The organism is Streptomyces sp. NPDC096048 (genome assembly GCF_044763415.1).
Taxonomy (GTDB): Bacteria; Actinomycetota; Actinomycetes; order Streptomycetales; family Streptomycetaceae; genus Streptomyces.
Genome location: NZ_JBIWGG010000008.1, coordinates 395,824 through 415,912, shown reverse-complemented (window position 1 = coordinate 415,912; position 20,089 = coordinate 395,824). Strand labels below are relative to the sequence as shown.

The following is a 20,089-nucleotide window of genomic DNA, read 5'->3' as shown; positions in this document are numbered from 1 at the left end:
ATGAGCCGAGTGATCCGTGCCGCGCTCTTCCAGACCGCCTGGACGGGCGACAGGGAGTCGATGATCCAGGTGCACGAACAGGCGGTGCGCGACGCCGCCGCGCAGGGCGCACAGGTCATGTGCTTCCAGGAGCTGTTCTACGGGCCGTACTTCTGCCAGGTCCAGGACCCCGAGTTCTACGCCTACGCCGAGCGCGTCCCCGACGGCCCCGTGGTCGAGCGCTTCCAGCGGCTCGCCCGCGAGCACGGCATCGTCCTGGTGCTCCCGATGTACGAGGAGGAGCAGCCCGGCGTCCTCTACAACACCGCCGCCGTCATCGACGCCGACGGCTCCTACCTCGGCAAGTACCGCAAGACGCACATCCCGCAGGTGCGCGGCTTCTGGGAGAAGTTCTACTTCCGTCCCGGCAACAGCGGCTGGCCGGTCTTCGACACCGCCGTGGGCAAGGTCGGCGTCTACATCTGCTACGACCGGCACTTCCCGGAGGGCTGGCGGGCGCTGGGCCTCGAAGGCGCGGAGATCGTCTTCAACCCGTCGGCCACCTCGCGCGGCCTGTCCGGCTACCTGTGGCAGCTGGAGCAGCCGGCGGCGGCCGTCGCCAACGAGTACTTCGTCGGCGCCATCAACCGGGTCGGCGTCGAGGAGTACGGCGACAACGACTTCTACGGCACCTCGTACTTCGTCGACCCGGAGGCCCGGTTCGTGGGCGAGGTGGCGAGCGACAAGGAGAGCGAACTCGTCGTCCGAGACCTCGACATGGGCAAGCTGCGCGAGGTGCGCGACCGCTGGCAGTTCTACCGCGACCGGGCGCCGGGCGCGTACTCCCCGCTGACCGCGCCCTGACCGACCGGGGCACCTGACAGGAGGGAACAGCATGAGCAGCCGTACCGTCATCCGCGGTGGCCTGGTCGTCACCGCTTCCGACGAGATCCACGCCGACGTCCTGATCGAGGACGGCCGCATCGCCGCCCTCGCAGCGACCGGCACCCCGGCCGCCGAGGCGTTCGCGGCCGAGAGGGTCATCGACGCGAGCGGCAAGTACGTCATCCCGGGCGGCGTGGACGGCCACACCCACATGGAGATGCCCTTCGGCGGCACCTACGCCGCCGACACCTTCGAGACCGGTACCCGGGCCGCCGCCTGGGGCGGGACCACGACGATCGTCGACTTCGCGATCCAGAGCGTCGGCCACTCCCTGCGCTCGGGCCTGGACGCCTGGCACGCCAAGGCCGAGGGCAACTGCGCCGTCGACTACGCCTTCCACATGATCGTCTCCGACGTGAACCAGAAGACGCTCAAGGAGATGGACCTGCTGGTGGAGGAGGGCGTCACCTCCTTCAAGCAGTTCATGGCCTACCCGGGCGTCTTCTACTCCGACGACGGCCAGATCCTGCGCGCCATGCAGCGCGCCGCCGACAACGGCGGCCTGATCATGATGCACGCCGAGAACGGCATCGCCATCGACGTCCTGGTCGAGCAGGCCCTCGCCCGCGGCGAGACCGACCCGCGCTACCACGGCGAGGTCCGCAAGGCCCTGCTGGAGGCCGAGGCGACCCACCGTGCCATCAAGCTCGCCCAGGTCGCCGGAGCGCCCCTGTACGTCGTGCACGTCTCCGCGACGGAGGCGGTCGCGGAGCTGACCCGGGCCCGCGACGAGGGCCTGAACGTCTTCGGCGAGACCTGCCCGCAGTACCTCTTCCTGTCCACCGACAACCTCGCCGAGCCCGACTTCGAGGGCGCCAAGTACGTGTGCAGCACCCCGCTGCGCCCGCGCGAGCACCAGGCGGCCCTGTGGCGGGGGCTGCGGACCAACGACCTCCAGGTGGTCTCCACCGACCACTGCCCCTTCTGCTTCAGCGGCCAGAAGGAGCTGGGCCGGGGCGACTTCTCCAAGATCCCCAACGGCATGCCGGGCGTCGAGAACCGCATGGACCTGCTCCACCAGGCCGTCGTCGACGGGCACATCAGCCGCCGCCGCTGGATCGAGATCGCCTGCGCCACCCCGGCGCGCATGTTCGGCCTGTACCCGAGGAAGGGCACCATCGCCCCGGGCGCCGACGCCGACGTGGTCGTCTACGACCCGCACGCCGAGCAGGTCATCTCCGCCGAGACCCACCACATGAACGTCGACTACTCGGCGTACGAGGGCAAGCGGATCACCGGCCGCGTGGAGACCGTGCTCTCGCGCGGCGTACCGGTCGTCACCGAGCGGGAGTACACCGGGCGCAAGGGCCACGGCGTCTACACCCCGCGCGCCACCTGTCAGTACCTGAACTAGGAGCGGTGCCCATGGACTTCGGACTCGTCCTGCAGACCGACCCGCCGGCCTCCCGCGTCGTCGACCTGATGAAGCGGGCGGAGAACAACGGCTTCCGCTACGGCTGGACCTTCGACTCCGCCGTGCTGTGGCAGGAACCGTTCGTGATCTACAGTCAGATCCTGGCCCAGACCTCGGAACTCAAGGTCGGCCCGATGGTCACCAACCCGGGCACCCGCACCTGGGAGGTGACCGCCTCCACCTTCGCCACCCTCAACGACATGTTCGGCAACCGCACCGTCTGCGGCATCGGCCGGGGCGACTCCGCGATGCGCGTCGCCGGTCGCAAGCCCAACACCCTGGCCCGTATGAGCGAGGCCATGAAGGTCATCCGGGCGCTGGGCCGGGGGGAGGAGGCCGACCTCGGCGGCGGCACCGTCGTCAGGTTCCCCTGGATCCGGCCGGGCGCCGAAGTGCCCGTGTGGATGGCGGCGTACGGACCCAAGGCACTGAAGATGACCGGCGAGGAGGCCGACGGCTTCATCCTCCAGCTCGCCGACCTCTACCTGACCGAGTACATGGTCAAGGCCGTCAAGGACGCCGCCATCGCCGCCGGACGGGACCCGTCCGAGGTGCGGATCTGCGTCGCCGCCCCGGCCTACGTCACCGCCGACGACTCGCCCGAGGCGCTCGCCCACGCGCGCGAGCAGTGCCGCTGGTTCGGCGGCATGGTCGGCAACCACGTGGCCGACCTCGTCGAGAAGTACGGCGCCCACACGGGCGCGGTCCCCGACGAACTCACCGACTACATCAAGGCCCGCGAGGGCTACGACTACGCCCACCACGGGCGCAGCGGCAACCCGGACACGCGGTTCGTGCCGGACGAGATCGTCGACCGGTTCTGCCTGATCGGTCCCGCCGAGAAGCACATCGAGAAGCTGGGCGCCCTGCGCGCCCTCGGCGTCGACCAGTTCGCGCTCTACGACATGCACGACGCGCAGGAAGCCGTGATCGACGCCTACGGCACGGAGATCATCCCGGCCGTCAACGCCTGACCCCCTCCCTCTTCCCCTCTCGGGGGAGGAGGGCCCAGGACGCAGCACCCCGCGCACCCCCTCGGCACCGCCCGCACGGCCTCTCCCGTCCCACCGCACGATTGGCCTGCCCATGACCGACACCGCGCCCACGGCGATACCGCCGTCCGCCCAAGTCACCCTCCCCGACGGGCGCGTGGAGCTCGCCCCCGGCTCCCCGCCGCCGAGCGGCCCCTACGCCAACGAGGACCTGCTGCCCGTCCCCGTCGAGGGGCGCACCTGGACCACGTACAACTTCTCCGCCCTGTGGGTCGGCATGGCCCACAACACGGCCTCCTGGACGCTGGCCTCCGGTCTGATCGCCGTCGGCATGGACTGGAGGCAGGCGGTGTTCACCATCGCCCTGGCCAACGTGATCGTGCTCCTGCCGATGCTGCTCACCGGGCACGCCGGGCCCAAGTACGGCATCCCCTTCCCGGTGTTCGCCCGCGCCTCCTTCGGCATCCGCGGCGCCAACCTGCCCGCCGTGGTGCGGGCGCTGGTGGCGTGCGGCTGGTTCGGCATCCAGACGTGGATCGGCGGCGAGGCGATCTACTTCCTGGCCGGGAAGCTGATCGGTGACGGCTGGACGAACGCGGCGACGTTCGGCGGCTACGCCTGGACGATGTGGCTGTCGTTCGCGATCTTCTGGGCCATCCAGGTCGCCATCATCTACCGGGGCATGGAGACGATCCGCCGCTTCGAGAACTGGGCGGCGCCCTTCGTGCTGGTCGGCGCGTTCGTGATGCTGTGGTGGATGGCCGACAAGGCGGGCGGCTTCGGCCCGCTCTTCGACCAGCCGTCGCGGCTGGGCTGGGGCGGCGACTTCTGGAAGCTGTTCTGGCCCTCGCTCATGGGCATGATCGGCTTCTGGTCCACCCTCTCCCTCAACATCCCGGACTTCACGCGCTACGGAAAGAGCCAGAAGGCGCAGACCCGGGGCCAGGCCCTGGGTCTGCCGACCACCATGACGCTGTTCGCGTTCCTCTCCGTGATGGTCACCTCCGGTTCCCAGGCGGTGTACGGGGAGGCCATCTGGGACCCGGTGAAGCTCGCCGCGAAGACGGACAACGTGGTGGGGCTGCTCTTCGCCCTCGTCACCGTCCTGGTGGCGACCCTGTCCGTGAACATCGCGGCCAACCTGGTCTCACCGGCCTTCGACTTCTCCAACGTCGCCCCGCGCAAGGTGAGTTTCCGGGCCGGTGCGCTCATCACCTGCGTCCTCGCCGTGCTGATCTTCCCGTGGAAGCTGTACTCCGACCCGCAGGGCTACATCTTCACCTGGCTCGGTCTGGTCGGCGGGCTGCTCGGCACGGTCGCCGGCATCCTCATCGCGGACTACTGGATCCTGCGCCGCGCCCGTCTCGACCTCGTCGACCTGTACCGCACGGGCGGACGCTACTGGTACGACCGGGGCTGGAACTGGCGGGCGGTCGTCGCCTTCCTCGTCGGCGGCGTCCTGGCCATCGGGGGCGCCGACTTCCACCCGCTGATCGACGGCAGGCCCGTGCCGTTCCTGGAGCCGCTGGCCGACTACGGCTGGGCGGTGGGCCTCGGCACCTCCATGGCGCTGTACCTGGCGCTGATGCTGCTGCCCGCCACCCGGCCACCTCGTGCGCCGGCCGCTCCGGTTCAGCTCTGACCGTCGTCCAGGGCGGCCACCGCCTCCTTGGCCGCCTTGATGGCACCCTTGTTGATCGTCTCCGTACTCGGCGCCTTCTTCGACTCGAAGTCGCTGCCGTTGTACGTGATCACCACCAGGGCGTTGGACGCGCGGACCAGCACCGTGCCCTCGCGCGTCTGCTGCTTGTCCTCGGTGGTGAGGTTCACGACGGAGTACGCCGCGTCGCCGAGCCCCGGCACCTCGCCACCGCCGCTCCGGTCGGCGACCCGCTCCTTGTACGACTTCAGCGCGGCCTCGTCCGACTTCATCACCTCGTAGGAGACGTCGAGCCACCGGTAGTCGTACCCTTTGAGCGCGTTCCAGGAACAGGTGCGGCGCACACCGGTGTCCGTCGAGGGGATCTCCTTGCCGGCCGCCTCGGCACCCGGCACCAGTGAGGTGACCGTCTTCCGGGCCAGGCTCTCGCAGGGTGCCGGAGCGGCGGCGTACGTCTTCGTCACCGCCTCGGTCGCGGGTGCGGAGGCGGACCGTTCGGTGGTGTCGGGCGGCGTCTTGCCTTTCGCGGCCGGTGACGTGTCCGGCCCGGACGACAGCGCCCAGCCCGCCGTGGCGAGCACGGCGACCGGCGCCAGACGCGCGGTCAGGGCGAGCGGCAGGGGAAGAGAACGCACGGCGCACTTCTCGTGGGGGACGGTGCGGAGAGGGTCCGCACTGCGGACGGGACGCCAGTGTCACACGAGTCCCCGTGGGGCGGAAGGGCGAACTCGGTGCGTGGCCGCGTGGTGACGCAGACGAACGGGAAACGCCTGTTCCGGGCGAGGGGCCGTCAAGGCCGGACGGCCCCAGCGCCTGGCCCGGCGGGAAGCCGTCAGGGCCGGACGGCAGTCACCAGCCGCATACCGTCCCGCATCCGCACGCCGGTGCCGGTGCCGGTGCCGGTGCCGGTGCCGGTGCCGAACGGGCGCAGCACCTCCTCCAGACCGGCGAGCCGCGAGGCGGGGAGCGCACCGCCCGGTACGCGCGACAGGAGGAACTCGGCGGCATCCGGCACGTCCCGGCCCCGGACCGTCCCGACGCCGACCGGGACGACCCCAGCGGCCGGGAACGCGTGCACCTGGGCGCCCGCGCACACGTACGCCGCGTTCGCGAACCCCTCGGCCGCTGTGCTCGCACGTGCCCGCTCCAGCAGAGGCACCGAGATGTCGACGCCGACGGCGTGCCCGTGGGCGGCGTTCCGCGCCGCGATCCGGGTCGTCGCGCCGGCCCCGCAGCCGACGTCGGGGACACGGCCGCCGGGGGCGACGGCCGCCGCGCCGAACAGAGCGTCGTCCACGCCCGCGAGCATCGCGTCGTAGCGGTCCTGGTGGCCGGCCCAGTGCGCGCCGACGGGGCCGTTCCGGGCCTCGGCCTGACGGGGGTCGGCGACGAGGGTCATGAGGTCTCCCGAGGGGTGGACGGGGCGGCCGGTGCAGTCAGGGCGGTCTCGATGCGGTCCACGGCGGCGAACGCGCCGTACGCGACGAGATGCACCAGGCAGTGGTCGGTGTGCTCGGGCCGGCGCCATGCCGCGACGTCCGCGTCCGTGACCCCGCCCGGCGCGAGCGCGGCCAGCAGTGCCAGCCGCACGCCGGGCCGCTCCCGCCGGTCGGGGAAGGGTCCGTCGGCGAGGGACGGGTGAGACCCGTCCCAGTCACGCAGGGTGGCGTGTACGAGGGCCCGGTCGTCGGCGTCGAGGAGACCGGCGCCCGTCGTGGCGGCGGTGCTCAGTGCCGCGTACGCGGGGCCGACCGGGGTGCCCGCCGCCCACGCCGGTCCCGGGCCGGGGTCGTCGAGCAGGGGCAGGGCGGCTCCGGGCACGGCCGCGCGGCGCATGGTGCGCGACAGCGACCTGCCCGCCAGGCTCCGCACCGGACGCAGCCGCTGCGCGTCGGCGGGGAGCAGGTTCTCGGTCACCAGGGCCGACACGACGCGGTTGATGAAGTGGAAGGCCAGCGCGGTGCCGAGATAGCCGGGAGCCTCCTCGCGCGGGAACGGCCACGGCTCCCGCGCGGCCCCCGGGACACGGGTGCGCCGCGCCCAGTCGAGCACGCGCGCGTGCTGCTCGTCGGCCGGCTCCTGACCCCGGGCCAGCCGCTCGGCCAGGGCGTGGTCGCCGGTCGCGTGCAGCAGCATGGTGTGCGCGTCCACGCAGAACCGGCACCTGTTGGCCTGCGACACCCCGAAGGCGGCGACCTCCTTGCCGGTCCGGCCGCCGGGGCCGGCGATCAGGGACTCCCGCATCAGCGCCCACGCCGGGGCGACGAGCGCGGGGGCGGAGGAGAGGACCACGAACGGGGCGGGCTCGGGGATGCCGAAGTCCCGCGCCGCCTGGGCGTAGACCTCGGCGACGCGGCCGGTGGCCGCCTTCGGCGGAAGGGGTTCGGTGTGACGGAAGGGTGTGGGCATGCACAGCAGCGTGCGCCACCGGGGCGCCCCCGGTCGTCGTACGGCCGGATGCGGTCGGCGCTGCGCCACCGAGGCCCGGTCCGGCAGCGCACTACTTCCCCGGGAGTAGTCCGCAAGCCGTCCACAGGGCCGACGCGCCCGTCGGCGAGGCCGTCTAGGGTGCGGGCATGAGTGGGCGTCGGATCGATCGCGGACGGCTCGCCGACACGATCCTCGCGGTCGTGGTCGGCGCCCTCGGCATGACCGTCGCCGCCTTCGACGACGACACCCGGGCCCTCGACCACGTGCTGATCGCCCTCGCCTCGGCGGCGCTCGCCTTCCACCGTGCCGCCCCGCGCGCGGTGCTCGCCGTCGCCACCGTGCTCGGCACAGCGTACGTCGTGCACGCCCATCCCGGGCCGCTCTCCGCGCTGCCCGTCCTGGGCGCCGTGCACACCGCGGCCCGGGTCGGCCACCGGGGCGTCGCCGCGGCCGGCGGCGCGGTGTTCCTGGCCGGGTACGTGGCGACGGGCCCCGGGACGCAGGAGGTGGCCGAGCGGGCCGGGTTGCTCGCCGGCTGGTTCCTGTGCGCGGTGGTGACCGGGCTCGCCGACCGGAACTGGCAGGCGTACCTGCGCCAGACCGAGCAGCGCGCCCTGGAGGCGGAGCGCACCCGGGAGGAGGCGGCCCTGCGCCGCGCCGGTGAGGAACGCCTGCGCATCGCCCGGGAGTTGCACGACTCGCTCACGCACAGCATCTCCATCGTCAAGCTCCAGGCCGGCGTCGCCGTCCACCTGGCCCGCAAGCGCGGCGAGGAGGTGCCGCCGGCACTGCTCGCCATCCAGGAGGCCAGTGGTGAGGCGATGCGCGAGCTGCGCTCCGCCCTCCAGGTGCTGCGCGCCGACGAACCCACCGGCACCCCGGCCCTGCTCGTGGAGCGGGCCCGCGCCGCCGGCCTGGCCGTCGACCTGAAGGTCACCGGCGACGAACGCCCGCTGCCGCGGGCCGTCGACCGGGCCGCCTACCGCATCGTCCAGGAGGCCCTCACCAACGCGGCCCGGCACGCGGGACCGGCGAAGGTGACGGTCCTCATCGACTACGGCGGGGGAAGCGAGGGCCGGTTGGCGATCGACGTGGACGACGACGGAGCCGCCGACCCGGCCCGCCCGCCGGCGCCGGGCACCGGCCTGACCGGCATGCGTGAACGCGTGACGGCTCTCGGCGGCACCCTGGTCGCCGCCCCGCGCGCGGAGGGCGGCTTCTCGGTGCGGGCCCGGCTGCCGCTGGGGGAGACGGTATGAGCGAGGTCCTGCGGGTGGCGCTCGTCGACGACCAGGCGCTGATGCGCGCCGGCTTCCGGGCCCTCCTCGACGCCGAGGACGGCATCGAGGTGGTCGGCGAGGCGGCCGACGGGGAGCAGGGCGTGGCACTGGTGCGGGACCGGGTGCCCGACGTGGCGCTGGTCGACGTGCAGATGCCCGTGATGTCGGGCATCGAGGCGACCCGCCGCATCGCCGCCGACCCGGCCCTCGCCGCCGTCCGCGTGGTCATCCTCACCAACTACGGCCTGGAGGAGTACGTCTTCGAGGCGCTGCGCGCGGGAGCGAGCGGCTTCCTCCTCAAGGACACCGAGCCCGCCGACCTGCTCCAGGCCATCGAGGTGGTCGCACGCGGTGAGGCGCTGCTCTCCCCGTCGGTCACCCGCACCCTGATCGGCGAGTTCGTCTCCCGGCCCCCGGACCGTGCCACCGCCCCCGGCCTGGACCGCCTCACCCGCCGCGAACGCGAGGTCACCGCGCTCGCCGCCCGCGGCCTGAGCAACGAGGAGATCGCCGTGCACATGGTGATCAGCCCGTTGACCGCCAAGACACACATCAGCCGCGCGATGACCAAGCTGGGCGCCCGGGACCGGGCCCAACTCGTGGTGTTCGCCTACGAGTCGGGCCTCGTGGAGGCGCGTCGGCGGGAGAGCGGGCCTCGGCCGGCGGGCTGGACGAGCGCGCCGTCGGCCGGTTCCGCGGCGGGCTGACCACGGAGATCTCTCTCGCGGCCGACAGCCGGTGCCGGCCACTGGCGTTCGTTCCGGGAGGTCCGGGGCCTCGGCGTGCTGGGTCTCGTCGGCGGTGTTCTCCCGCACGTAGTCGTCGCGCGGCCGGATCAGGTTGCTTCGTCCCCGGCGCCGCCGCGCCCGCCGACACGCTCCCGGCCGGATCGCGCGAAACGAACCCGAGCACGGCACGCGAACCCGAGCACGGCACGCGAACCAGAGCACGGCACGCGAACCAGGTCGCGGCACATGAGCCGGATCGCGCGAAACGCAACCGTCTAGGGGACCCGCGCCGTCCACCCGTCGGAGCCGAACTTGGTGCCGGCCAGCTCCCGCGCCCGGGCCAGCTCCTCGTCGGTCACCTTTCCCTGGGCGAGCCCGTACCGGCCGGCGAACGACTCGATCATCCGCTCGATGACGGCCTCCCGCGCCAGCCCGGTCTGCCGGCGCAGCGGGTCCACCCGCTTCTTCGCGCTCTTGATGCCCTTGTCGGACATCTTCTCCCGCCCGATGCGCAGCACTTCCAGCATCTTGTCGGCGTCGATGTCGTAGGACATGGTCACGTGGTGCAGCACGGCGCCCGGACCACCGCCCGGCCCCACGACGCGCTTCTGGGCGGCTCCCGCGATCTTGCCCTGGTCGGTGGCGATGTCGTTCAGCGGCTGGTACCAGGCGCGGATCCCCATCTCGCCGAGCGCGCCGAGCACCCAGTCGTCGAGGTAGGCGTAACTGTCCTGGAAGGAGAGCCCCTGCACCAGGGCCTCCGGCACGGACAGCGAGTAGGTGATGGTGTTGCCGGGCTCCACGAACATGGCGCCGCCGCCGGAGATCCGGCGCACCACCTCGACGCCGTGGCGGGCGGCGCCCTCGGCGTCCACCTCGTTGCGCAGCGACTGGAAGCTGCCGATGATCACCGCCGGGGCGCCCCACTCCCACACCCGCAGGGTCGGCGGACGCCGGCCCGCGGCGACCTCGGCGGTCAGCACCTCGTCCAGCGCCATGTGCAGCGCGGGGGGCTGCGGGCCCTCGTGGATCAGCTGCCAGTCGTAGTCCCTCCAGTCCGTGGCGCGCGCCAGGGCCCGGCGCACGGCGATGCCGACGCCGTCCGAGGTCAGCCCGTACATCACGGTGCCCTCGGGCAGCGCCGCGTCGATCCGCGCGGCGAGTCCGGCGGCGTCGGTGTCCGCGGGGGCGCCCTCCAGCGCGCGGTTCACGGCGTCCAGCGCCTCGTCCGGTTCCAGGAAGAAGTCGCCCGCCACGCGCACGTGCCGCAGCACTCCGCCGTCGGCCTCCACGTCCACGACGACCAGCTTGCCGCCGGGGATCTTGTATTCACCGTGCACCGATCCGCCTCCGTTTCCGCACACGAGGGGCAACAGCGGAGCCGAGCACGGTGTTCCCGGGGCCGTCCCGCCCGCGTACGGGGCGGGCGGCCGGTGCCGGTTAGCCTGACCGCATGCGGGTCACCAGGGAGCTGCCGACGCTCGCCGCCGGCGAGGTGGACGTGCCCTTCGTGATCAAGGGGTACGAGGAGGTCGTCGCCGACGACACGGCCTGGAACGAGCACGCGCACCCGTGGCACGAACTGCTCTGGAACGAGCACGGCGCGTCCACGGTCGTGGTGGGCCCCCGGGTGTGGTGCGTCACGCCGACGCTGGGACTGTGGATGCCGGCGGGGCAGTTGCACTCCGCCTCCGCGGTCGCGGGCACCTCGTACCGGGCCCACTTCTTCCGGCACGGCACGGTGTCGGCGCTGCCCGACGTACCGGTCGCCGTGGACATCACCCCGCTGCTCCGGCTGCTCCTGGAGCGGCTGGAGGAGGACCTGACGTCGCGTTCCCGGGCCGTGACCGAGACGATGGTCCTCGACGTCCTGCGGCCGTCGCCCCGGGCCCTGTTGGTGCAACTGCCCACGTCCCCGTTGCTGCGGCCGATCGTGGACGCGGTACGGGCCGATCCCGCCCACCAGCGGACGCTGGCCGGCTGGGCGGCCTCCCTCGGGTGCAGCGCCCGCACACTGACCCGGGCGTTCCGCACCGAGACGGGCACGAGTTTCGCCCGTTGGGTCGCCGCGGTACGGGCCCAGCACGCCGTGCAGCTGCTCTCCCGCGGATTCGAGGTCGACGTGGTGGCCGACGCGGTGGGCTACCGCTCGGCGAGCGCCTTCGGGGCGGCCTTCCGGCGGACCACCGGGACCACTCCGGGCAGCTTCCGGACCCGCTGACGGATCCACGGCTGTCCCGATCGCTACATGGCCTGTCCAAAAGACTCGATTGATGCGCGCGCACCGACTCCATAACCTATGCAGGTAAGCCTTACCTAACTAGCTGGCGCGCGTGCTGTGCCCTGCTTCCGGCCGCCGAGTGAGCGTGCCGGAGCGTGGGCCCGGCACCGCCGACCGAAAGTGACACCACGGGTCGATGAGAACTCCACGCCTTCCTGTGCTCGCCCTCGCGGCGGCCCTCCTGTTCGGCCTCACCGCCTGCGGCGGCCAGGACGGTGACCAGGACGACAGCGGCGCCGCCGGCGCCGACGGCTCCGGCTTCCCCGTGACGGTGAAGCACGCGCTCGGGACCACGGTCATCGACTCCGAGCCCAAGCGCGTCGCCACCGTGAACTGGGCCAACGAGGAAGTCCCGCTCGCCCTCGGCGTCGTCCCCGTCGGCATGGCCAAGGCCACCTTCGGCGACGACGACGGGGACGGCGTCCTGCCCTGGACCGAGAAGCGGCTCAAGGAACTCGACGCCAGGACGCCGGTCCTGTTCGACGAGACCGACGGCATCGACTTCGAGGCCGTCGCCGACACCAGGCCCGACGTCATCCTCGCCGCGTACTCCGGGCTGACCGAGCAGGACTACGAGACCCTCAGTCGGATCGCCCCCGTCGTGGCCTACCCCGAGGCCGCCTGGGCGACCCCCTGGCGCGACATCATCCGCCTGAACAGCAAGGCCATCGGACTCGCCGCGGAGGGCGACAAGCTGATCGGCGACCTGGAGGGGCGGATCGGCGCGACCGTCGCCAAGTACCCCCAGCTCAAGGGCAAGTCGGCGATGTTCATGACGCACGTGTCCTCCAAGGACGTCAGCCAGGTCGGCTTCTACACGACCCACGACACCCGCACGCAGTTCTTCACCGACCTCGGCATGAGGATCCCCGCGAGCGTCTCCGAGCCGTCCGAGTCGACGAAGAAGTTCGTCCTCACCAAGAGCGCCGAGCGCATCGACGACTTCAACGACGTCGACATCATCACCGGCTACGGAGACTCCACGGGCGAACTGCTCAAGGCGCTCAAGGCCGACCCGCTCACCTCGAAGCTGGCCGCGGTCGAGCGGGGCTCCATCTACCTGCTGCCCGACAGCACCCCGCTGGCCACCGCCGCCAACCCCACCCCGCTGTCCATCCCGTACGTCCTGAACGACTACCTGGCGGCGCTCGCCAAGGCCGCGGACAAGGTCAAGTGACCGTCACCGACACCCCGATCGCGCCGGACGCCGTCCTGGTACGGCGTCCGGCGCGCGTCCGCGTCCGCTGGCTCCTCCTCCTCGCCGCGGTGCTGATCGCCGTCATGACGGCCTCCCTCGCCTTCGGCTCCCGCGCCGTCGCCTGGTCCGACGTCTGGGCGGCGCTCGGCGGGGCGGAGTCCACCCTGGAGGAGGCGGCGGTCGCCAAACGGATACCGCGTACCCTCCTCGCCGTCGTCGTGGGCGCCGCCCTCGGACTCTCCGGCGCGGTCATGCAGGGCGTGACCCGCAATCCGCTGGCCGACCCCGGCATCCTCGGCGTGAACATGGGCGCCTCCCTGGCCGTGGTCACCGCCATCGCCCACTTCGGCCTCGCGTCGGCGTCCGGTTACATCTGGACGGCGATGCTCGGGGCGGCGCTGACCGCCGCCTTCGTGTACGCCGTCGGCTCGCTGGGCCGCGGCGGTGCCAGTCCGCTGAAGCTGGCCCTCGCCGGCGCCGCCATCTCGGCCGCGCTCGCCTCGCTGGTCAGCGCCGTCGTACTGCCCCGCAACGACATCTCCGACACTTTCCGGCTGTGGCAGATCGGCGGTGTCGGAGGCGCCTCCTACGATCAGCTCGGCAGCGTCCTGCCGTTCCTCGGCGCCGGGTCCGTGATCTGCCTGGCCTCCGCCCGGGCCCTCAACTCGCTGGCACTGGGCGACGACCTGGCCGCCGGGCTCGGTGAGCGGGTGGCCCTCGTCCGGGCCGGCGCGGCGCTCGGCGCGGTCGTGCTGTGCGGCGCGTCCACCGCCGTCGCCGGACCGATCGTCTTCGTCGGTCTCGTCGTACCGCACACCTGCCGGCTCCTGGTGGGCGTCGACCACCGCTGGCTGCTGCCGTTCTCCGCGCTGGGCGGTGCGATCCTCCTGACGGCCGCGGACGTGGTGGGGCGGGTCGTGGCCCGGCCGGCCGAGATCGACGTGGGCATCCTGACCGCGATCATCGGCGCCCCCTTCTTCATCCACATCGTCCGCCGGCAGAAGGTCAGGTCCCTGTGAGTGCCCCAGCCGTCCGCGCCCCGTCCACGTCGGCGGCCGTCACCCGGGCACGGGTCCGCGGCGCGTACCGGCGCCGGCTCCTCGTCCTGACGCTCCTGCTGCTGGTCCTCGCCGCGTTCGTCACGACCCTCATGGCGGGCCACACCTTCTACCCGGTCGGCGACGTGCTGCGCGTGGTCCTGGGTGAGCGGGTGCCGGGCGCGTCCTTCACCGTCGGCACGCTGCGGCTGCCGCGGGCGGTGCTGGCCCTGACCGCCGGATTCAGCTTCGGCATGGCCGGCGTCACCTTCCAGACGATGCTCCGCAACCCGCTCGCCAGCCCCGACGTCATCGGCATCAGCGCGGGAGCGAGCGCGGCGGCCGCCATCGCCATCGTGACCTTCTCGCTGGGCGGGACCGAGGTGTCGGTCGTGGCGATCGCCGCCGCGCTCGGCGTGGCGCTGCTCATCTACACCCTCGCCTTCCGCGACGGGGTCGCCGGCACCCGGCTCATCCTGATCGGCATCGGCGTCGCCGCGCTGCTCGACAGCGTCACCTCCTACGTCCTGTCGCAGGCCGGCGAATGGGACCTCCAGGAGGCGATGCGCTGGCTCACCGGCAGCCTCAACGGCACCACTTGGGAAGAGACCGTGCCCGCCGTCGTCGCCGGACTCGTGTGCGGCCCGGTGCTGCTGTTCCGGGCCCGCGACCTGGGCGCGCTGAGCCTGGGCGACGACACCGCGTCCGCGCTCGGCGTCCGTGTCGAGCGCACCCGCGTCACGGTGATCGTCGCGGCCGTCGGGCTGATCGCGTTCGCGACGGCGGCCGCCGGGCCGATCGCGTTCGTCGCGTTCCTCTCCGGACCGATCGCCGCCCGTCTCATGGGGACCGGCGGATCCCTGCTGGTGCCCGCGGGACTGGTCGGTGCCCTCCTCGTCCTGGTCGCCGACCTCACCGGCCAGTACGCCTTCGACACCCGCTACCCCGTGGGCATCGTCACCGGCGTTCTCGGCGCGCCCTACCTCGTCTACCTGATCGTCCGCACCAACCGGGCCGGAGGCTCACTGTGACCGCGTCCCACACCCTCGCCACCGAGGACCTCTCGCTCGGCTACGGCGACCGAGCCGTCATCGAGGGCCTGGACCTGACCCTCGCGGCCGGACGGATCACGGTGATCGTCGGCGCCAACGCCTGCGGCAAGTCGACGCTGCTGCGCGCGATGTCCCGGCTGCTCGTCCCGCGCACCGGCCGCGTCGTCCTGGACGGCAGGGAGGTCCACCGCACCCCCGCCAAGGAACTCGCCCGCACCCTGGGCCTGTTGCCCCAGGCACCCGTCACCCCGGAGGGCATCACGGTCCTCGATCTGGTCGGCCGGGGCCGCCATCCCCACCAGCGCGCCTTCTCCCGCTGGACGGCGAAGGACGACGCGGCGGTCGCCGCCGCACTGGAGGCGACCAGGACGACCGACCTGATGGACCGGTCGGTCGACGAACTCTCCGGCGGCCAGCGCCAGCGGGTGTGGATCGCGATGGCACTGGCCCAGCAGACCGACCTGCTGCTGCTCGACGAGCCCACCACGTTCCTCGACATCAGCCACCAGATCGAGGTCCTCGACCTGCTGACCGACCTGAACCGGACGCGCGGCACCACGATCGTCATGGTCCTGCACGACCTCAACCTGGCCGCCCGCTACGCGGACCGGCTCATCGCCCTGGCGTCCGGACGACTGCACGCCGCCGGAACGACCGGGGAAGTGATGACCGAGGACACGGTCCGGGCCGTGTACGGCATGGAGAGCCGCGTCATCGAGGACCCGGTCTCCGGCAAGCCCCTCGTACTGCCGATCGGCCGCCACCACGCGACGACCGCGGTCGCCGGGACGAGGCACGAGGCGCCGTCGCTCGCAGCGCCGTCGCTCGCAGCGCCGTCGCACGCGGCGGCGCCGGACCCGGGCGGCGCGCGGCACCCGGCGCCCCGGCCGGCCGGGGGCCGCTGAACCATGGCCCGCAAGCTCGCCGCGCTCCTGCCCGACCTGGCCCCCTGGCGCTCATCCCGCGACTTCCGGCTCCTGTGGACGCAGGGCCTGGTCACCTACCTCGGCAGCGTGATGGCGCTGATCGCACTGCCGCTCCAGATCAAGGACCTGACCGGCTCACCGCTCGCGGTGGGCGCGATGGGCGCCGTCGAACTGGTCCCGCTCGTGGTCTTCGGACTCTACGGCGGCGCCCTCGCGGACGCGGTGGACCGGCGCAAGGTCATCGTGCTGACCGAGGCGGGACTCGGACTGCTGGCGGCCGTCCTGCTGCTGAACGCGATGCTGCCGCGGCCCAGCCTGTGGCCTCTCTACGTGGTGGCGGCCGGGGTGGCGGCCCTCGCCGGCCTCCAACGACCCGCCCTCGACTCACTGCTGGCCCGCATCGTCCCGCACGACCAACTCGCCGCGGCGGCCGCGCTGAACGCCCTGCGCTGGCAGGCCGGCGCGATCGCCGGGCCCGCGGCGGCGGGCCTCGTCGTGGCGTACGCGGGCAACGTCCCCGCGTACGCCACCACCGTGGTCTGCTTCGCCGTCTCGGTCCTGATGTGCCGTCGGCTCTCGCCCGTGCCGCCCATCGAGCACGCGGCCAAGCCGTCATGGCGCGGTATCGCCGAAGGAGCCCGGTACGCCTGGTCCAGGCCGGTGCTGCTGGGCACCTACGCGGTCGACCTGGCGGCGATGTTCTTCGCCTTCCCGAACACGATCTTCCCCTTCCTCGCCGACGAACTCGACGCCGACTGGTCGCTGGGCCTGATGTACGCGGCCGGTTCTGTCGGCTCCCTGCTGGTCAGCCTGACCAGCGGCTGGGTGTCCCGGACCCGACGGCACGGTCTGCTGGTGGTGTTCGGCGCCGCCGGCTGGGGTCTGGCCATGGCGGCGGCCGGCTGGACGTCACACGTCTGGCTGGTGCTGGTGTGCCTCGCGCTGGCGGGAGCGGGGGACATGCTGAGCGGGCTGGGGCGCTCGACCATCTGGAACCAGACCATTCCCGACCGTCTGCGCGGCCGGCTCGCGGGCATCGAGGTCCTCTCCTACAGCGTCGGACCGCAACTCGGCCAGGTCCGCGCCGGAGCGATGGCCGGCTGGACCGGCGCCCGCCCGGCGATCTGGACGGGCGGACTCGCCTGCGTCGCCGCGGTGGGCCTGCTCACCACGGCGCTGCCCAAGCTCCTCAGCTACGACGCCCGGACCGACGAGGACGCCGCCCGCCGCCGTGCCGCCGCGGATGCCGAACCCCGCACACGGGACACGACCGACTCCGGACCCGTGGATCCGGACCCGGACCCAGGCCCGGCCCCGGTCGTGGGCGACGCGGCGTAATCGATCCGTCATACTTTCCGGCCCATGCGCGCGGCGCCGACCGCGTTGAATGGAGGTGTCGACCGAGAACCATCGAAAGGCGGGGCGGGACATGGTGCGTGGGCGAAGGAGACCGGGCAGGCGGTTGGTCGTCGCGGTGTTGGCCGTGGTCGTCGCCGGGGCAGGGCTGGGGTTGTACTGGTTCCAGCCGTGGAAGCTGTGGCAGGACGAGACCGTGGACGAGGCGCTGCCGGCCGCGCAACCGACGTCGTCCTCCCCTCCCGCCGCCTCCGCCACCGGACCCGCCCCGTCGCCGACCGCGGCCCCCGGGCCCCGGACAGTGGCCGGCGGCGAGCTGATCAGCCACGAGCACAGCACTTCCGGCACGGTGGGGCTGGTGCGGCTCGCGGACGGCTCCCATGTCGTACGGCTGGAGAACCTGGACACCAGCAACGGCCCGGACCTGCGGGTGTGGCTGACCGACGCGCCGGTGAGGGAGGGCCGGGCCGGCTGGCACGTCTTCGACGACGGCGAGTACGTCAGCCTCGGCAAGCTCAAGGGCAACAAGGGCAGCCAGAACTACGTCGTACCCGCCGACGTCGATCCGTCCCGGTACACCAGCGTGAGCATCTGGTGCGACCGCTTCGACGTCTCCTTCGGCGCCGCGGAACTCGCCCGCGTCTGATGCTCGGCCGGCGTGGTCGGTACCGCCGGCGCGGCCCCGCTCGGCAGGTGCGCGACCGGACAGCCGGGCCGGAGACCGCACCTCGCCGAACAGTTCGTCATGCCGCGCAACGGCGAAGCCCCGCACCGGGATCAGCCGCTCGGACGGGTGCCTGAAGGATCGTCTCGTGGCGGGCGATAGTCTGCCGGGGGAGCGGATGGGGAGGCTCCGGCGCGAACTCCCCGGATCCTTCCCGGGACCCGTCTCGCGCACGGACCGGTCCGCCCGATCCGTCACGCGGAGACAGTGAGGTGAGAGGCATCTTCACCACCCGGCCCACGCTTCAAGGAACCTTCGGCATGGTGTCGTCCACCCACTGGCTGGCCTCGCAGTCGGCCATGGCGGTGCTGGAGGACGGGGGCAACGCCTACGACGCCGCCGTGGCCGGCGCCTTCGTGCTGCACGTCGTCGAGCCGCACCTCAACGGGCCCGCCGGCGAGGTGCCGATCCTGCTCGCCCCCGCGGGCGGCGAGGTGCGGGTGCTGTGCGGACAGGGCGTGGCACCGGCCGGGGCGACGGTCGCGCACTACAAGGGGCTCGGCCTGGACCTCGTCCCCGGCACCGGACCGCTCGCCGCCGCCGTGCCCGGAGCCTTCGACGCCTGGCTCCTCCTGCTGCGCGACCACGGCACCAAACCGCTCGCCGACGTGCTGAAGTACGCCATCGGCTACGCCGAGCACGGGCACGCGCCCGTGGAGCGCCTCACGGAGACCGTCGAGACCGTGCGGGAACTCTTCGAGACCGAGTGGACGTCCTCGGCCGGTATCTACCTGCCGGACGGACACCCGCCGCGCCCCGGCGAGCTGTTCCGCAACCCCGCCCTCGCCGCCACCTGGAAACGGCTGCTCGCCGAGATCGCCGGAGCGGGGGACCGGGAGGCGGAGATCGACGCGGCGCGCGAGGTCTGGCGCACCGGGTTCGTCGCCGAGACCCTCGTACGGCAGGCCGGGCGGCCCACCATGGACACCAGCGGTGAGCGCCACGCGGGCACCCTCACCGCCGCCGACCTCGCCGGCTGGTCCGCGTCCTACGAGGCTCCCGCGACGTACGACTGGAACGGCTGGACCGTGTGCAAGGCCGGCCCCTGGAGTCAGGGTCCGGTCCTGCTCCAGCAACTCGCGCTGCTCCCGCCCGAGCTGCCCCGCTACGGTTCCGCCGACTACGTCCACCTGCTGGTCGAGGGCTGCAAGCTCGCCATGGCCGACCGGGAGGCCTGGTACGGGGACGCGGACGGCGCGGCCCGGGTACCGCTCGACGACCTGCTGTCGCCGGAGTACAACGCGGCCCGGCGGGCGCTCGTCGGTGACAAGGCGTCCTTCGAGCTGCGGCCCGGCAGCCCGGGCGGGCGCGCCCCGCGGCTCAGCGCCCACGCGCGCGTGGCGGCCGTGGAAGCGGAGGGCCTCGACGCCCTGGGGGTCGGCGAGCCGACGGTCGCCAAGAGCCCGACGTCACCGGTGCCGGGTGAACCGGACGTCACCGCCGACGGGGGCACCCGCGGCGACACCTGCCACCTCGACATCGTGGACCGCTGGGGCAACATGGTCTCGGCCACGCCCAGCGGCGGCTGGCTCCAGTCCAACCCCGTCGTGCCCGAACTGGGCTTCCCGCTCGGTACCCGGCTCCAGATGACCTGGCTGGAGGAGGGCCTGCCCAACTCGCTCACCCCGGGCCGCCGGCCGCGCACCACGCTCACCCCCTCCATCGCCCTGCGCGACGGGGTGCCCGTCATGGCGTTCGGCACGCCCGGCGGCGACCAGCAGGACCAGTGGCAACTGCACTTCCTGCTGGCGGTCGCGCTGCGCGCCCCGGTACGCGGCGGCCTCGACCTCCAGGGCGCGATCGACGCGCCGAACTGGCACAACGACAGCTTCCCCGGGTCGTTCTTCCCGCGCGGCATGCGGGCCGGGAGCGTCACCGTGGAGTCCCGCATGCCCGCGCGGGTCGTCGAGGAGCTGCGGCGCCGCGGGCACGACGTGACGGTCGGCGAGGCCTGGTCGGAGGGGCGCCTGTGCGCCGTCGCGCGCAACCCGGAGACGGGCGTGCTGTCGGCGGCGGCGAACCCGCGCGGAATGCAGGGTTACGCGGTCGGCCGCTGACACCTCCGCGGCTCGTGGCCGCGGACGCCC

General features: G+C 72.8%; 18 protein-coding genes. 14 read left to right on the top strand and 4 right to left on the bottom strand.

What is annotated here, in order from left to right:
* The 4 genes from ACIQ6R_RS24155 to ACIQ6R_RS24140 all read left to right on the top strand — a co-directional run bounded on the left by ACIQ6R_RS24155 (position 1) and on the right by ACIQ6R_RS24140 (position 4,972).
* A complete protein-coding gene (locus tag ACIQ6R_RS24155) occupies positions 1-843 on the top strand; it encodes a nitrilase-related carbon-nitrogen hydrolase (protein ID WP_404171576.1) in 843 nt (280 codons plus the stop codon).
* 31 nt (positions 844-874) lie between these two features.
* Positions 875-2,278 (top strand): dihydropyrimidinase, encoded by a 1,404-nt coding sequence (gene hydA / locus ACIQ6R_RS24150; protein WP_404171573.1) that lies wholly within the window; start codon positions 875-877, stop codon positions 2,276-2,278.
* Positions 2,279-2,289: 11 nt separating this feature from the next.
* Positions 2,290-3,312, top strand: a complete 1,023-nt coding sequence (locus tag ACIQ6R_RS24145) for a TIGR03842 family LLM class F420-dependent oxidoreductase (RefSeq protein ID WP_404223296.1) — start codon at positions 2,290-2,292, stop codon at positions 3,310-3,312.
* A 112-nt stretch (positions 3,313-3,424) separates the two neighbouring features.
* Positions 3,425-4,972 (top strand): NCS1 family nucleobase:cation symporter-1, encoded by a 1,548-nt coding sequence (locus ACIQ6R_RS24140; protein ID WP_404171567.1) that lies wholly within the window; start codon positions 3,425-3,427, stop codon positions 4,970-4,972.
* On the opposite strand, the gene ACIQ6R_RS24135 is transcribed toward ACIQ6R_RS24140, so the two are convergent.
* The 3 genes from ACIQ6R_RS24135 to ACIQ6R_RS24125 form a co-directional block, all read right to left on the bottom strand.
* Positions 4,963-5,625, bottom strand: coding sequence for a hypothetical protein (locus ACIQ6R_RS24135; RefSeq protein ID WP_404171564.1), 663 nt, complete (start codon positions 5,623-5,625; stop codon positions 4,963-4,965). The two genes, ACIQ6R_RS24140 and ACIQ6R_RS24135, sit on opposite strands and share 10 nt — an antisense overlap.
* A gap of 197 nt (positions 5,626-5,822) precedes the next feature.
* Positions 5,823-6,389, bottom strand: coding sequence for a class I SAM-dependent methyltransferase (locus ACIQ6R_RS24130; protein WP_404223294.1), 567 nt, complete (start codon positions 6,387-6,389; stop codon positions 5,823-5,825).
* On the bottom strand, positions 6,386-7,399 hold the full coding sequence (locus tag ACIQ6R_RS24125) for a carboxymuconolactone decarboxylase family protein (RefSeq protein ID WP_404223291.1): 1,014 nt from the start codon (positions 7,397-7,399) through the stop codon (positions 6,386-6,388). Before ACIQ6R_RS24125 ends, ACIQ6R_RS24130 begins: the two co-directional genes overlap by 4 nt.
* 167 nt (positions 7,400-7,566) lie before the next feature.
* Here ACIQ6R_RS24125 and ACIQ6R_RS24120 point away from each other — a divergent pair, with 167 nt between their 5' ends.
* Both ACIQ6R_RS24120 and ACIQ6R_RS24115 read left to right on the top strand, forming a co-directional pair.
* Complete coding sequence (locus tag ACIQ6R_RS24120; RefSeq protein WP_404223289.1) at positions 7,567-8,679, top strand: sensor histidine kinase; 1,113 nt, start codon at positions 7,567-7,569, stop codon at positions 8,677-8,679.
* Entirely contained in the window at positions 8,676-9,407 is a 732-nt protein-coding gene (locus ACIQ6R_RS24115) for a response regulator (RefSeq protein ID WP_404223286.1), read from the top strand. Before ACIQ6R_RS24120 ends, ACIQ6R_RS24115 begins: the two co-directional genes overlap by 4 nt.
* 296 nt (positions 9,408-9,703) lie before the next feature.
* On the opposite strand, the gene ACIQ6R_RS24110 is transcribed toward ACIQ6R_RS24115, so the two are convergent.
* Positions 9,704-10,768 carry a biotin/lipoate A/B protein ligase family protein gene (locus ACIQ6R_RS24110; RefSeq protein WP_404171549.1) on the bottom strand — a complete coding sequence of 355 codons (1,065 nt, stop codon included), beginning with the start codon at positions 10,766-10,768 and terminating at the stop codon, positions 9,704-9,706.
* Between the two features lie 113 nt (positions 10,769-10,881).
* Between ACIQ6R_RS24110 and ACIQ6R_RS24105 the strand changes: the two genes are divergently transcribed.
* The 8 genes from ACIQ6R_RS24105 (at position 10,882) to ACIQ6R_RS24070 (ending at position 20,059) form a co-directional block, all read left to right on the top strand.
* Complete coding sequence (locus tag ACIQ6R_RS24105) at positions 10,882-11,649, top strand: AraC family transcriptional regulator (RefSeq protein WP_404223284.1); 768 nt, start codon at positions 10,882-10,884, stop codon at positions 11,647-11,649.
* A gap of 196 nt (positions 11,650-11,845) precedes the next feature.
* Positions 11,846-12,886, top strand: a complete 1,041-nt coding sequence (locus tag ACIQ6R_RS24100) for an iron-siderophore ABC transporter substrate-binding protein (RefSeq protein WP_404223282.1) — start codon at positions 11,846-11,848, stop codon at positions 12,884-12,886.
* A complete protein-coding gene (locus tag ACIQ6R_RS24095; RefSeq protein ID WP_404223280.1) occupies positions 12,883-13,926 on the top strand; it encodes a FecCD family ABC transporter permease in 1,044 nt (347 codons plus the stop codon). Before ACIQ6R_RS24100 ends, ACIQ6R_RS24095 begins: the two co-directional genes overlap by 4 nt.
* Complete coding sequence (locus ACIQ6R_RS24090) at positions 13,923-14,975, top strand: FecCD family ABC transporter permease (RefSeq protein WP_404223277.1); 1,053 nt, start codon at positions 13,923-13,925, stop codon at positions 14,973-14,975. The genes ACIQ6R_RS24095 and ACIQ6R_RS24090 overlap by 4 nt, the downstream gene beginning before the upstream one ends.
* On the top strand, positions 14,972-15,901 hold the full coding sequence (locus tag ACIQ6R_RS24085) for an ABC transporter ATP-binding protein (RefSeq protein ID WP_404223275.1): 930 nt from the start codon (positions 14,972-14,974) through the stop codon (positions 15,899-15,901). The genes ACIQ6R_RS24090 and ACIQ6R_RS24085 overlap by 4 nt, the downstream gene beginning before the upstream one ends.
* A 3-nt stretch (positions 15,902-15,904) precedes the next feature.
* On the top strand, positions 15,905-17,260 hold the full coding sequence (locus ACIQ6R_RS24080; protein WP_404223273.1) for an MFS transporter: 1,356 nt from the start codon (positions 15,905-15,907) through the stop codon (positions 17,258-17,260).
* Between the two features lie 91 nt (positions 17,261-17,351).
* The gene (locus tag ACIQ6R_RS24075; protein WP_404223271.1) at positions 17,352-17,924 is read left to right on the top strand and encodes a DM13 domain-containing protein; all 573 of its coding nucleotides are present in this window, start codon (positions 17,352-17,354) and stop codon (positions 17,922-17,924) included.
* Between the two features lie 338 nt (positions 17,925-18,262).
* Positions 18,263-20,059 (top strand): gamma-glutamyltransferase family protein, encoded by a 1,797-nt coding sequence (locus tag ACIQ6R_RS24070; RefSeq protein ID WP_404223269.1) that lies wholly within the window; start codon positions 18,263-18,265, stop codon positions 20,057-20,059.
* Positions 20,060-20,089 lie beyond the last annotated feature (30 nt).